The sequence below is a fragment of the Magnetococcales bacterium genome (assembly GCA_015231925.1).
Classification (GTDB): domain Bacteria; phylum Pseudomonadota; class Magnetococcia; order Magnetococcales; family JADGAQ01; genus JADGAQ01.
The window spans coordinates 1-13105 of the sequence record JADGAQ010000115.1 but is presented as its reverse complement, the minus strand read 5'-3'; the positions used below and the strand labels follow the sequence as shown (position 1 = coordinate 13105).

Sequence of the window (13105 nt, the reverse complement as noted above, 5' to 3'; positions counted from 1 at the left end):
ACGGCGCCGGTCAACGGCGCCGGTCAACGGCGCCGGTCAACGGCGCCGGTCAACGACGCACGTCAACGGCGCACGTCAACGGATGGGGGGATGAAGCCCCCCCTTGCCCCCCCGCGGTCCGCTGCGATAAATCCGCTGAGTGCGGGATGGCAGCTTATGCGCTTTCATCGGCGGCAGCGGACCGCTACGTCAACGGCCAGGTCAACACCTCGGGGCGCTGCCCCGAACCCCGCCGGGGGGGATAATCCCCCCCGGACCCCCGTATTATCCTATCCAAGCGCCTCGATCACCTGCCCGTATGCCAGTCCGCCATCATTGCACGGTACCTGCCGACACAACAACAGCGTGAAACCCTCCGCCTCCAGCAGGGCTTGCACTCGCTCCGTCAGTCGGCGGTTCTGAAACACCCCGCCCGCCAGCCCGACACGCTCTCCACCCCCCTCCCGACGCAATACCCGCGCCTGCTCCAGCAGAGCCATCGCCAAAGTGGCGTGGAAATCCGCCGCCGCCGCGCCGGGATCGGCAACGGGTTGCATCACCCCCTCCAGCCAGGGTTGCCAGTCCGTGACCCACAAACCCCGGTCATCCCGTTGCAACGGCAGCGGCACGGCCCGCCCCGTACCGCAGGCCGCCGCCTCCAGGGTCATGGGGGCCTGCCCCTCGTAACTTGTCTCCGTCAACCCCACGATGCGGGCCGCCGCAGCATCGAAGAGCCGCCCCACCGCCGAAGTGGCCGTGGCGTTGAGTCCCTGTTTCCAGGCGGCGTGCAGCATGGCCCGCTGCGCTTCATCCTCGGGCAGAAGCGAGGGCCGCCCGCACTCCCACAACAACGCCGTCAGGGACCGCCACGGCTCCCGTGCCGCGCGATCCCCCCCCGGCGGTCGAAAGGCGCGGAAGGTGGCCCGCCGCCGCCAGGATCCGGGTCGCCCCACCAGGGCTTCGCCACCCCAGAGGGTCCGATCCGGTCCCAAACCCACCCCGTCCCAGGTGAAGACCATGGCCTCCCGGTCGGGATCGTTCTCCCCCAGCAGGGCGGAAGCGTGGGCGGCATGATGTCCGACCCGGCGCACCGGCAGCCCCGAATCCCTGGCCCAGCGGCTGGCGCTATAGCCCCCGTGGGCGTCGCAAACCAGCTCTTGCGCCGTGACCCCGTAAAGTTGCTGCAAAGCCTCTCCAACCTGCACGAAGACCTCCATGCCGCGCACCGTATCCAAATCGCCGATGTGGGGCGACAGAACCACCCGTCGATCCCAGGCCAGGGCCACACTGTTTTTCATCTGCCCGCCCACCGCCAGCAAGGGCCGGGGCAGAGGGCGGGGCAGGGTGAGTTCCACAGGGGCCACCCCCCGCCCCAGACGCAGCGGGCGGGGCGACCCGCCAAGGCAACGATAGACCGGGTCGTCGGCGGGGCGCAGAATGGGGCGATCGTGATGCAACCAGGCCTGGGCCACATGACCCAGCCGGGTTTGGGCCTGCTCCGCGTCGATGAGTACCGGCTCCCCGGAGACATTGCCCGAGGTGGCCACCACGGGCTGACCCAGGGATTGCAACAGCAGATGGTGCAGCGGCGAGTAGGGCAGCATCAGGCCGATCTCCTCCAGATCCGGGGCGATGTGGCGGGAGAGGGGAGCCCCCTCGCGCCGCTTCACCAGCACGATGGGCCGCGTGGCGTCGGTCAGCAGGGCCTCCTCGGCGGGAGTGGGACAGGCCAGACGATGCAGCCACTCCGGACCCGCGTCGCCCTGCCAGGGCAGCATAAGGGCCAGCGGCTTGCGGGGTCGGGGTTTGAGACGGCGCAGACGCGACACCGCCTCGTCGTCATTGGCCAGACAGGTCAGGTGATAACCGCCGATTCCCTTGAGGCCGACGATCAGTCCCTGTTGCAGGGCCGCCACCGTCTTTTCCAAAGCGGCGTCGCGGTGAGCGTTTCCCGCCGCGTCGACGAAGAGCAGCCGGGGGCCGCAGAGGGGGCAGGCCAGGGGCTGGGCGTGAAAGCGCCGGTCCGCCGGGTTGCGGTACTCCCGCAGGCAGTCGGGGCACAGGGGGAACCCGGCCATGGCGGTGTGGGGCCGATCATAGGGCAGGGAGCGGATGATGGTGTAGCGGGGACCGCACCCGGTGCAGTTGATGAAGGGGTAGCGATGGCGTCGGCCCCCGACCTCCGCCATTTCGGCGAGGCAATCGTCGCAGACGAAACGATCCGGCGGCACCCCGGCCTGTCGCGGCGAACCCGCCTCGCTCTCGCGGATGACGAAGCCGGTTGTGGCCAGCGGAGCGATCGGGGTGGCCTCTTCCAGCCGCGGACGGGCCAGGGGCGGGGCCTGATTCACCAATTCGGCGCGGAATCGCTCCACGGCATCGGGCTCGCCCTGAACGGCGATTTCCACCCGGCCCGCCGTGTTGCGCACCCAGCCCGTCAAGCCCCGCTTTTGGGCCAACTGGTATACGAAGGGGCGGAATCCCACCCCCTGCACCCGTCCGGTGACCACCAGACGCCAGGCCTGAAGGTCAGCGGCGGCCACTGGACCACCAGATGCGGCAGGCCCCTTCGTCGGAGACCATGCACGGTCCCACCGGATGGCGCGGTGTGCAGGGGCTGCCGTAGAGGCGACACCCCAGGGGAGTGACCCGGCCCAGAACCACCTGGGCGCAGGCGCATCCGGGGGGCATTTCGCCGCGATGGCGGCGGTTGTCGGGTTGAAAGGCCCGGGGGAAACGGAGTCGGGCGTCGCGGCAAGCGAAAGCGGGGGCCAGGGCGTAACCCGAGGCGGGAAGCACTCCCAACCCGCGCCACGGGGCGTCGCGGACGGTGAAGACCGTTTCCAGCAGGCGGCGCGCTCCCGGATTGCCGCCGGGGCGCACCACTTCGGGGTAACAGTTGTCCAGAAAGAGGCGTCCCTCCGCCACCTGTCGCAAGACCGACCAGAGGGCGCGCAGCAGGCGTTCGGGGGTGAAGCCCGCCACCGCCACCGGCAGCCCGTGGCGTTGCGCCACGAAGGCCCACTCTTCGGGACCGGCGATGGTGGCCACATGGCCGGGGGCCACCAGGGCCTCGAAGCCCGGTGTTGCGCCGGAGAGCAGCAGGGCTACCGCCGGTCGGGTCAGTCGGCCCGACAGCAGCAGGGAGAGGTTGTCCGGCGTTCCCTGGGCCAGCAGGGCCGCCACCGGGGCCATGGTGGTTTCGAAACCCACGGCGAAGAAGACCACCTGCCGATGGGGATGTTGCCGGGCCAGGGCCAGCGCCTCCAGCGGGGAGGCCAGGGGGATCACCTCGCCTCCGGCGGCGCGGGCCTGTTCCAGGGAGCGGGGTTGCCCCGGCGCGGTCAGCACCGGCACCCGCAGCATGTCGCCGAAGGTGGTCAGCATCACCCCGTGATCCAACGCCAGCGTCATGGCGGCCAGGATATCCTCTTCGGGGCAGACGCAGACCGGGCAGCCCGGTCCGGGGATCAGTTCCACGCCGGGGGGCAGCAGGGAACGCAGACCGGCCTGGGCGATGGTGCGTTCGTGGCCGCCGCAGACGTTCATCACCCGCACCCTCGGGGGCAGGGGGAGTTCCCGGATGCGCCGCAGCCACTCCTGCCCGGCGGCTTCCACCGTTCAGACTCCCGGACGCTGCTTCAGCAGGTGGCGCAGCCAGTCCAACCAGGCCCCCATGCCCTCGCCGCTCAGGGCCGAGAGGGTGATCACCGGGGCGGGGTTGGCCAGACGGCGCACCGAGGCCTCGGCCCGCGCCGGGTCGAAGCCTGCGGCGTAGGGCAGCAGATCCGACTTGGTCAACAGCACCCGATCGGCGGCGCGGAACATCACCGGATACTTGGCGGGTTTGTCGTCCCCCTCCACCACCGAGAGCAGCACCACGTTGACCTGTTGTCCCAGGTCGTAGGCCGCCGGGCAGACCAGGTTGCCCACGTTTTCGATGAACAGCAGATCCAGGCCTTGCAGAGGAACTTCGTGCAGGGCGTGGTGCAGCAGTTCGGCGTCGAGATGGCAGGCGTTGCCGGTGTTGATCTGCACCGCCTGCACCCCGTGGCGTCGCAGGCGGCGGGCGTCGTTGTCGGTCTCCAGATCTCCCGCCACCACGCCCATGCGGCACTCCCCGGAGAGGGCGTCGAGGGTGGCTTCCAGGAGTGTCGTTTTGCCCGAACCGGGGGAGGACATCAGGTTGACCGCCACCACGCCGTGGGAGGCGAAGTGTTCCCGGTTGTGTTGCGCCTGGTGGTCATTGGCGGCCAGAAGGCCTTCCAGCACGGCGACCTGCCGTTTGGAGACCTCTTTCACCACTTCGCCGTCCCGTCGCACGGCCTGGCTGCTCACGCCGCATCCGCAGGTATCGCACATGTATCGTTCCTTTTCATTCATACGGGGGGCCAGGGCAGCGCCCCGGGATTCTCCTGGAAATTATTTGACTTTCAATATGTTATCTTTTAAGTATCAAAAAAAGAAAATGTTCTATCTTTTGACTTGTTTTTCGTAACCGTTAATAACCATACATAAGTAAAAGTCCAAGGGCGCAGCCCTGGACCCGTCGGGGGGGATAATCCCCCCCGAACCCCCGTATGTTACGGTTCAGGTATCCGGGGGTGGAGTCGATCCGTCGGGGGCCTCTTGCGGAAAGTCCGTCTCCAGTTCCACCGAAAGCAGAATCAACGCCTCCCCGGCCACCACACGGGTGCGCCATTCGCCGCAGGCGGGACAGACCAGGGCGTTGGGCGCCACGGCGTATTCCCGGTCGCAACGGGGGCAGTGGATGCCCACCTCCTCCGTTTCCAGTTCCAGCAGGGCTGTTTCGGCCACCGTGCCGCAGCGGGCCACGGCATAGGCTCGTTGCAGCAGTTGCGAGTCCACTCCGGAGAGGGGGCCGTTGCGCACCCGCAGGCGGGTGACCGCCGTGGCCCGGTTTTCCGCCGCCAGCCGCGCCACCTGCTGCAGCAGCGCCTGACACACCGAGAGTTCATGCACGGTTCGCCCTCACTCATCCGTCTTTTCAAGCATTTGGTCGAAGAGTTCCCAGGAGGAGCGGGCCTCTTCCGGGCTCATCTTCTGGATGGCGTAGCCGACGTGGACCATGAGGTGATCCCCCACGGCCACGGGTTCCCATTGCAGCAGGAAGAGGCTGACCCGGCGGGTCACTCCCCTGGCTTCGCACTCGGCTTCGAACCCGTCGATGCGGGTGACGCGCATGGGAATGGCCAGACACATGGCCCCTCTCCGGGAGAAAAATTTTACATTGAAATAGTGGGAATTTTAGGGCCCAGGGGGAACTTTTCCCTCGGCGCTTGGTATAAGAGTATAACAGAATGTTCTTATAAAGGAAGCTTTCTTCCGGGTTTGGTCAAACAAAAAAAGTCTGCTGGCTAGTTGTTAACTTGCCAGTGTTTGATCGATGTGTGCTTATTTTAATAAATTATAATTTAATGAATGGCGTATACTCGTGTGAAATTTATTGAGGAGGCGTAATGAATAACTTTATTCTAATACTCGGTATCGGCAACACTCTGATGAAGGACGACGCCGTCGGCCCGATGGTGATCCGGCGTCTGCAGGAGTTGGCGGAGGAGGGGGATCCGGTCCTGTTGCTGGATGGCGGAACCCTCTCCTTCACCCTGCTCGAAGCCCTGCGACGCCATGAGTCCCTGATCGTGGTCGACGCCGCCCGCCTGGGATTGGCCCCCGGGGAGTGGCGGCTGCTGCGGGGGGAGGCGATGGACCGCTATCTGCGCTCCGGTCGTCGCAGCGCCCACGAAGTGGGGCTCTCCGATCTGCTGGATATGGCCCGCCTGCTGGGCGAAGTGCCCACCCGGCGAGCGTTGATCACCATCGAGGCGGCGGAGATCGCTCCCGGCGAGGGGCTTTCCCCGGCGGTGGCGGCCGCCATCGAACCGGTGGCCCGGACCATACGGCATCTGGTTGGACAATGGACCCCGGTGAGCAACCCTTTGATCGAGGAGAGTCTCCATGGCCAATCCTGCCACGTTGGGTGAAACACTGGCGGAAAGGGGCATCACCCGTCGGCAACTGCTGCAGTTCTGCTCCCTGGCGGCTGCCTGGCTGGCCCTGCCGGCCGGTGCGGTGCGGGCCATGGCCTCCACGCTGGAGAGACTGCGACGACCCTCGGTCATCTGGCTCTCCTTTCAGGAATGCACCGGGTGTACCGAATCCCTGACCCGGGCCGACTCCCCCAGCGTGGAGGAGCTGATTCTGGAACGGATCTCCCTGGATTATCATCACACGCTGCAGGCCGCCTCCGGCAAGGCCGCCGAAGCGGCCCGCGATCAGGCCATGGCCGTCGACAAGGGGCGCTATCTGCTGCTGGTGGACGGCTCCGTGCCTCTGGGGAATCCGGGATATTCCACCATCGCCGGGGTGGATAACCGCACCATGCTGGCCCAGGCCGCCGCCGGGGCCGCTGCGGTCATCGCCGTCGGCACCTGCGCTGCCTTCGGCGGTTTGCCCATGGCCGCGCCCAACCCCACCGGGGCGGTGCCGGTGAGCGCCTTGATTCACGACAAGCCGCTGATCAACATTCCCGGCTGCCCGCCCATACCGGCGGTGATCGTCGCCGTGCTGGCCCACTTCCTGACCTTCGGTCGCCTGCCCGAACTCGACTCCCAACATCGACCCCGCGCCTTCTACGGCGAAAGCGTACACGACCGCTGCTACCGTCGGCCCTTCTACGACCGGGGTCTGTTCGCCGAATCCTTCGACGACGAAGGGGCGCGTCAGGGCTGGTGCCTGTTCAAACTGGGCTGCAAGGGGCCCACCACCTTCAACGCCTGCGCCACCCTCAAATGGAACGGCGGGGTGAGTTTCCCCATCCAGTCGGGTCACGGCTGCCTGGGCTGCTCCGAAGCCAAATTCTGGGACAACGGCAGCTTCTACGCGCCGCTCTCCACGCCCATCCGCCCGGCGATGACCCAGGCGGGCATCGCCCTGGCGGCGGGCGCGGCGGCGGGCGCCGCCATGGCCGCCCGGACGCGCAGGGCTCGCGAGCAGGCCAAAAAGGCCCACCGCCCCCTCACCGTGGACGAACTGGAGGGAACCCCGTGAACGACCTCGGCATCGACCTCTTCCTCTGGGCTCGCGGCACGGGCTGGGTGGTGTCGCTGAGCCTCTTCTGCTTCGGCCTGACCCTGCGTCTGGCGGAAATCCTCCTGCCCGGACGCCTGGCGGATCTCTCCGCGCCACGTCCCCAAGCGCGTCAGGGCTCCCCCTGGAAAACCGTGCTGATGCGCAATCTGCCCTATCCGGGGCTGTTCCGACGTTCGCCGGTCACCTATGTGGCGGGCTATCTCTTCCACGGGGGTTTCCTGGCCGCGTTGCTGCTGGGGAGCTTCCACATGGAGTGGTTCCGGAGCCTGCTGGGTTTCGGCTGGCCCACGCTGCCCACCCCGGTGGCCGATCTGTTCGCTTTCACCGCCATCCTCTCCCTGGCGGCGCTGCTGATCAGCCGCCTCACCCATCCGGTGAAGCGCCTCCTCTCCGGGGTGGGGGATTATCTGGCCTGGACCCTCTCCATGCTGCCGCTGCTCACCGGCTGGCTGGCCTATCACCATGTGGGCCCCTACGTCCCCATGCTGCTGCTGCACCTCCTGTCGGCGGAGCTGCTGCTGGCCCTGCTGCCCTTCACCCCGCTGATGCACGCCTTCACCATCTGGATGGCCCGCTGGTATTCCGGTCAGGTATACGGACGAAAGGGGGTGCAGGCATGAACACCCGGCTCGACATGGCCCTCAACGCCTTTCGGGAGGTGGTGGACGCCCCGATGGCGGCCTTTTTCTCCTCATGCGTCCGCTGCGGACTGTGCGCCGAGGCCTGCCTGTTCCATACCGAAACCGGGGACCCCCGCGCCACCCCCATCTACAAGCTGGAGCCCCTGCGCCGCTTCTGGGAACAGGAGTGTACCCTCCTGGGTCGTCTGGCCCGCATGGCCGGTTTGAGCAAACCCGTGACCCTGGAGGAGCTGGCGCAGTGGGGGCCCCTGGCCTACGACCAGTGTACCCTCTGCACCCGGTGTTCCCTGGCCTGCCCGGCGGGACTCGATATCGTGGGCCTGGTGCGCCGCATGCGGGAGGGACTCTGCCTGGCCGGAGCCGCTCCCGAGAGTCTGGTGGGGGCCACGCGCCGGGCCGTCACCCTGGGCAGTCCCATGGGGGTCACGCTGCCGACCCTGGAGGCCCAGATCCGCGCCCAGGAGCGGGAGTGCGGACTGCCGGTTCCCCTCGATCGGGAAAACGTCGATTACCTGGTGCTGCTCTCCAGCATGGAGATCGTGCAGTTTCCCGAGGTGATCGGGGCCCTGGCCCGCATTTTCCATCACGCCGGGGTGAGCTGGACCCTCTCCCGCGAGGCCTTCGAAGCCACCAACAGCGGCATTCAGGTGGGAAGTTCGGATCTGGCGGCGGAGATCCTGCTGCGCATCGTCGCAGCGGCGGAGCGTCTGCGGGTCAGGACGGTCATCAGCCCCGAATGCGGACATGCCTTCACCGCCCTGCGTTGGGAGGGACCGAATCTCATCGGCAGGCGCTACGGCTTCGAGGTCGAACACATCCTGGAGGTGCTGGGCCGTCTGCAGCAGGAGGGACGGCTGCGTCTGAAGAGCCGGGACCGGGAGAGTCGTCCGCTCACCTACCACGATCCCTGTCAGATCGCCCGGCGCGGCGGGGTGCTGGAGGAGCCGCGGGCACTGCTGTCCGCCGTTTGCGACGACTTTCGCGAAATGGCCGATACCCGCGAACACAACTGGTGTTGTGGGGGAGGGGGAGGGGTCAGCGCCATTGAACGGGCCGAACCCTTGCGCCACCGGGTGTTCCGCAAAAAACTGCATCAGGTGGAGGAGTTGGGGGTTCACACCCTGGTCACCGCCTGCGCCAACTGTCGCATCATCCTGGAAGAGGGGCTGGAGGCCTATCAGGTGCAGGCCGACGTGGTCGGACTCACCGAACTGGTGGCCGACCATCTGGAGGAACGGGGATCTCAAGCCACGACCGGAGGTGAGTCATGAGCCAACGCATCGTCGTCGATCCGGTCACCCGCATCGAAGGGCATCTGCGCATCGAAGCCCGTCTGGAGGGCGACACCATCGCCCAGGCCTGGTCCTCGGGCACCATGGTGCGCGGCATCGAACTCATTCTGCCGGGGCGCGACCCCCGCGACGCCTGGGCCTTCACCCAGCGCATCTGCGGGGTCTGCACCCTGGTTCACGCCATGGCCTCCATCCGGGCGGTGGAGGATGCCCTGCACTATCCCATACCGCCCAACGCCCAGCTCATTCGCAACCTGATGATCGCGGCCCAGTATGTCCACGACCACGTCATGCACTTCTACCACCTGCACGCCCTGGACTGGGTGGATGTGGTCTCCGCCCTGCGGGCCGATCCGGCGGCGACCTCGGCTCTGGCTCAGGCGGTGGGTTCCCATCCGCTCTCTTCCCCCGCCTATTTCGCCGACGTGGCCAGGCGGCTGAAGAGCTTCGTCGAAGGCGGGCAACTGGGCATCTTCGCCAACGGCTACTGGGGACATCCCGAATACCGCCTGCCCCCCGAAGCCAATCTCATGGCCGTGGCCCACTATCTGGAAGCCCTCAAGTGGCAACGGGAAGTGGTGCAACTGCACACCATCCTGGGGGGCAAGAATCCCCATCCCAACTTCGTGGTGGGAGGGGTGCCCTGCGCCATCTCCGTGGATTCGGGGCAGCAGTCGGGAACCGCTCTGGACATGGTGGGTCTGGGGCGCATCAAATCGATCATCGACACCCTGGCCGACTTCGTCGATCACGCCTATGTGCCCGACACCCTGGCCATCGCCGGATTCTACAAGGACTGGTTCCGGCAGGGGGAGGGGGTGGGCAACTTTCTCTGCTACGGCGACTTTCCCGGTCGGGATGCCAACGATACGGAGGGGTATCTCTTTCCGCGCGGCGTGATCCTGAATCGGGATCTGAACACCCTGCACCCGGTGGACCTGAACGATCCGGAGCAGATTCAGGAGTTCGTCTCCCACTCCTGGTACGACTACCCCCAGGGTCGGGAGGCGGGGCTGCACCCCTATGTCGGGGAGACCCGGCTCAACTACACCGGGCCGCAACCGCCTTACGAGCATCTGGATGTGGACGCCGCCTATTCGTGGCTCAAATCGCCCCGCTGGCGGGGCAAACCCATGGAGGTCGGTCCTCTGGCCCGGGTGGCGCTGCTTTACGCCCGGAAGCATGCCTTGACGTGTGAACTGGTCGATTCGACCCTCAAACGGCTGGATCTGCCGGTTGCGGCCCTCTTTTCCACCCTGGGCCGCACCGCCGCCCGCACCCTGGAGACCAAGGTGGTGCTGGAGTCCATGCGCGGCTGGTACGGACAGTTGCTGGACAACATCCGCGCCGGGGATCTGCGCACCTTCAACGAGGCCCTGTGGGAGCCGTCCACCTGGCCGAAGGAGGCCAAAGGAGCCGGTTTCACCGAGGCCCCTCGCGGCGGACTGGCCCATTGGGTGGTGATCCGCGACGGGCGCATCGCCAACTATCAGGCGGTGGTGCCCAGCACCTGGAACGCCGGCCCCCGCGATCCCCGGGGAGGGGTCGGTCCCTACGAAGCGGCTCTGGCCGGCCACCACCTGGCGGATGCGGACCGTCCGCTGGAGATCCTGCGCACCATCCACAGCTTCGATCCCTGCATCGCCTGCGCGGTCCACGTGATCGACCCGGAGGGGCGGGAGCGGGTCAAGGTGCGCGTTCGCTAGGGGATGAGGGCGGCGGGGCCGGGGTCGTTACCGACGGTCGTCATCCCGTTCGGGAGTCGGGAAAACGGGGGTCGGGGAATCATCCCCTCGCGGAACCCCCGTATCGCGGAGCGGTCAGTCGTGGAGGGAGCGTCGGCGCAGAATGCATCGTATGACGATCAATTGCAGACGCCAGATCCATTCCGCGCCACCGCGGAAGCGGAACACGCCTTGTTCCCACTCGAAGCGTCTGTTGTAACTCCATTGGGAGAGGTAGCGGGAGGCTGAGCGGCCGATTTCGACCGGATCGACCGGCCGGTTGCAATAATCGGCAATGAGCTGCTCGTAGAGTTCCATCAACTCGGCGAAGAGGAGTTCCGAGTCCAGAGAGCGCCGCACCCAGTCGGTGACTCGGGCGGCATCCCGTGCATCGTAGCGGGAGATCTCCTCTTGCAGCAGGTTGGCATCATGGGGCCGGGTCAGGGTTCGATAGCCGAAATTGGCTCGACGCAACGCCTCCACGCGGTCCATGCGCACCATCTCGCCCAGTCCGGCGAAATCGATGAGTATCACGGCGCAGCCCGCGGCGGCCGCTTCCATGGCCGCCCGCCCCTTGGCGAAGACCAGATCGTAGTTTCCCAGAAAGTGTTCGGGGTCGGAAACCTGACCCGATCCCGCCTTGCCCAATCGATCGAGCTGCAGATTCATCGCCGCGCAGGCTTGTTGAATGGCGGCCAGTTGATCGACGTTCCGGGAGTTGCTGAACAGCAGCGCCCGTTTGGGACGTTCCGGCAGGGGGGAGCGGCGTGGGAATCGGCTCAATTCAACGGCGTTGCCGATCACCGAGGTCTTGTCGGGGGCGATGCCGCTGCCCTGGATCAAACGGGCCCGGCAGGTTTCGTCGACGGCGACGTAGTGGACGATAGTCGGATGAAGCGGCGGTTCGTCGTGCCAGGCCACCGAATCGTGGCAGACGAAGAGCGCCGGTGTGGTCGGGAAGTGCAGGGCGGCCACCATGGTTTCGATGTGGTGTTGCCCGTGGATGATATCCGGAGTCCGGGCAACCTGATCGAGGCGGGTGACACAGGGAATGGTGGCCTGTTTCAGCTCTTCGGCAACCGTGCCGTGAACGGGGCTGTAGACGACCGGATGGTGGCCGTGCCGCATCAGGCCCAGGGCCAGATCCCGGGTATAGGTGATGGCCCCGGAACGATCATTGAGTGTTCGAACGGTCAACAAGACGTGCATGCCCACCCCTTTTCTGGCGGATGTCGCCGATATTTCAGGAGGAGCCCGAGGTGACCCGGCGCGGAATCGGCAGGTCCAGGGCCTGAAGCACCGGCACGAAGTGGCGGTCGAAGGCGATCGCTTCGGAGTAGATCCCCTTTTCCACCTGTTGGCGACCGTAGTCTTCGTAGAACGGGATTCCGCTCCGTTCCGGAAAACAACCCGCGACCACGGGTCGCAGGGATTCGTTCCGGAAGTGGGTCGGGCCGAATTGAGCCATCTGGCGTTCGACCTCCGCAGTCAATTCGACATAATTCCGGGCGGCGGCGCATTTCTTCTCGAAGATCTCCGGAGGCAACTCCCGGTTGATGGCGCCGGGGGTCTCCCCGGAAACCGGACCCACCAGGGTGAAATCGAAATTTTCCGCCACCGGGCGGGCGGAAGCCGCCGTGCGCAGCAGAATGCTGTCGATCAGGATGCGGCACAGATCATGTGTGGGATTATAATACTCCATGGCATCACCCACCACCGTGGCGGGCTGGAGTTCATCGAAGAGCCGTTGAAGTTGATCCCGCAGATTCAGGAAGAAGGGGATATCCTGACGCAGGAAGGCGGTATAGACCTGTTGATCGGTGACCTGCCGGAAAGCAGGGTATCCCGTTGCGCCGGTTTCGGCAAGCAGGCGGAGGGTGGAGTCCATGCGGGATCGTCCGGTGCGTCCCGAACCATCGGTCAGCACGAATACCATCGGTTTGTTGCGGGTTAACCACTCATAAAGCCGAAGTTCGTGCCCCGGATGTCCGATTATCAATAAGGCGCAATTGACATTGTCCGGAGTATTCCGGGTTTGGATTGGAAGAGAAGAAGGCAAATTGGTATTCCTCCGGAGAGAAGTGGGGGATTTTCTGGTCCGTTGATTCAATCGGAACAGAAATTAATTTCCAGATTTTATACTTGATAACACGGGGGTAAAGTGACAATTTTCGTCAACTTATACGATAATTCTGTTAATTTTCGATACATTTAAGATTCGTTACGACATGTTATCAACAATAAAGTAATAATATATTGATTGATGATAACCATTAATATCAATAAATGGTGCGGCATGATTGTGTCAACGGCGAAAGGAAAAGTCCCAGGGGTGCCCCCTGGACCCCATGGGGTT

Annotated in this window: 12 protein-coding genes; 5 read left to right on the top strand and 7 right to left on the bottom strand. The window is 65.5% G+C overall.

The window, feature by feature from the left end; genetic code table 11:
* Window positions 1-269: 269 nt before the first annotated feature.
* From hypF to HQL56_12765, 5 genes are all read right to left on the bottom strand, one after another.
* The gene (hypF, locus tag HQL56_12785) at window positions 270-2522 is read right to left on the bottom strand and encodes a carbamoyltransferase HypF (GenBank protein ID MBF0310395.1); all 2253 of its coding nucleotides are present in this window, start codon (window positions 2520-2522) and stop codon (window positions 270-272) included.
* On the bottom strand, window positions 2509-3597 hold the full coding sequence (hypD, locus tag HQL56_12780) for a hydrogenase formation protein HypD (GenBank protein ID MBF0310394.1): 1089 nt from the start codon (window positions 3595-3597) through the stop codon (window positions 2509-2511). Before hypD ends, hypF begins: the two co-directional genes overlap by 14 nt.
* A gap of 3 nt (window positions 3598-3600) precedes the next feature.
* Window positions 3601-4341 carry a hydrogenase nickel incorporation protein HypB gene (gene hypB / locus HQL56_12775; GenBank protein ID MBF0310393.1) on the bottom strand — a complete coding sequence of 247 codons (741 nt, stop codon included), beginning with the start codon at window positions 4339-4341 and terminating at the stop codon, window positions 3601-3603.
* 228 nt (window positions 4342-4569) lie between these two features.
* Window positions 4570-4962: a hydrogenase maturation nickel metallochaperone HypA gene (locus HQL56_12770; GenBank protein MBF0310392.1), complete on the bottom strand. Its 393-nt coding sequence runs from the start codon at window positions 4960-4962 to the stop codon at window positions 4570-4572.
* Window positions 4963-4971: 9 nt separating this feature from the next.
* Entirely contained in the window at window positions 4972-5202 is a 231-nt protein-coding gene (locus HQL56_12765) for a HypC/HybG/HupF family hydrogenase formation chaperone (GenBank protein MBF0310391.1), read from the bottom strand.
* Window positions 5203-5459: 257 nt separating this feature from the next.
* Here HQL56_12765 and HQL56_12760 point away from each other — a divergent pair, with 257 nt between their 5' ends.
* From HQL56_12760 to HQL56_12740, 5 genes are read left to right on the top strand one after another with little or no spacing between them, the layout of a single operon-like run.
* Entirely contained in the window at window positions 5460-5984 is a 525-nt protein-coding gene (locus tag HQL56_12760; protein ID MBF0310390.1) for a hydrogenase maturation protease, read from the top strand.
* Window positions 5959-7050, top strand: a complete 1092-nt coding sequence (locus tag HQL56_12755) for a hydrogenase small subunit (protein ID MBF0310389.1) — start codon at window positions 5959-5961, stop codon at window positions 7048-7050. Before HQL56_12760 ends, HQL56_12755 begins: the two co-directional genes overlap by 26 nt.
* Complete coding sequence (locus HQL56_12750) at window positions 7047-7712, top strand: hypothetical protein (protein ID MBF0310388.1); 666 nt, start codon at window positions 7047-7049, stop codon at window positions 7710-7712. Before HQL56_12755 ends, HQL56_12750 begins: the two co-directional genes overlap by 4 nt.
* Window positions 7709-9004 (top strand): (Fe-S)-binding protein, encoded by a 1296-nt coding sequence (locus HQL56_12745; protein ID MBF0310387.1) that lies wholly within the window; start codon window positions 7709-7711, stop codon window positions 9002-9004. Before HQL56_12750 ends, HQL56_12745 begins: the two co-directional genes overlap by 4 nt.
* The gene (locus tag HQL56_12740; GenBank protein ID MBF0310386.1) at window positions 9001-10731 is read left to right on the top strand and encodes a nickel-dependent hydrogenase large subunit; all 1731 of its coding nucleotides are present in this window, start codon (window positions 9001-9003) and stop codon (window positions 10729-10731) included. Before HQL56_12745 ends, HQL56_12740 begins: the two co-directional genes overlap by 4 nt.
* Window positions 10732-10845: 114 nt before the next feature.
* Here HQL56_12740 and HQL56_12735 read toward each other — a convergent pair whose 3' ends face one another.
* Together HQL56_12735 and HQL56_12730 are read right to left on the bottom strand one after the other, a co-directional pair.
* Window positions 10846-11958, bottom strand: a complete 1113-nt coding sequence (locus tag HQL56_12735; GenBank protein ID MBF0310385.1) for a glycosyltransferase — start codon at window positions 11956-11958, stop codon at window positions 10846-10848.
* Between the two features lie 34 nt (window positions 11959-11992).
* Window positions 11993-12685: a hypothetical protein gene (locus HQL56_12730; GenBank protein ID MBF0310384.1), complete on the bottom strand. Its 693-nt coding sequence runs from the start codon at window positions 12683-12685 to the stop codon at window positions 11993-11995.
* Window positions 12686-13105: the final 420 nt, after the last annotated feature.

What these genes read in the sequence shown, in the direction of transcription:
- hypB (MBF0310393.1), bottom strand. Translation starts at nt 4,341, where the DNA reads ATGTGCGATACCTGCGGATGCGGCGTGAGCAGCCAGGCCGTGCGACGG.
- HQL56_12765 (MBF0310391.1), bottom strand. Translation starts at nt 5,202, where the DNA reads ATGTGTCTGGCCATTCCCATGCGCGTCACCCGCATCGACGGGTTCGAA.
- HQL56_12760 (MBF0310390.1), top strand. Translation starts at nt 5,460, where the DNA reads ATGAATAACTTTATTCTAATACTCGGTATCGGCAACACTCTGATGAAG.
- HQL56_12755 (MBF0310389.1), top strand. Translation starts at nt 5,959, where the DNA reads ATGGCCAATCCTGCCACGTTGGGTGAAACACTGGCGGAAAGGGGCATC.
- HQL56_12745 (MBF0310387.1), top strand. Translation starts at nt 7,709, where the DNA reads ATGAACACCCGGCTCGACATGGCCCTCAACGCCTTTCGGGAGGTGGTG.
- HQL56_12740 (MBF0310386.1), top strand. Translation starts at nt 9,001, where the DNA reads ATGAGCCAACGCATCGTCGTCGATCCGGTCACCCGCATCGAAGGGCAT.
- HQL56_12735 (MBF0310385.1), bottom strand. Translation starts at nt 11,958, where the DNA reads ATGCACGTCTTGTTGACCGTTCGAACACTCAATGATCGTTCCGGGGCC.
- HQL56_12730 (MBF0310384.1), bottom strand. Translation starts at nt 12,685, where the DNA reads ATGGTATTCGTGCTGACCGATGGTTCGGGACGCACCGGACGATCCCGC.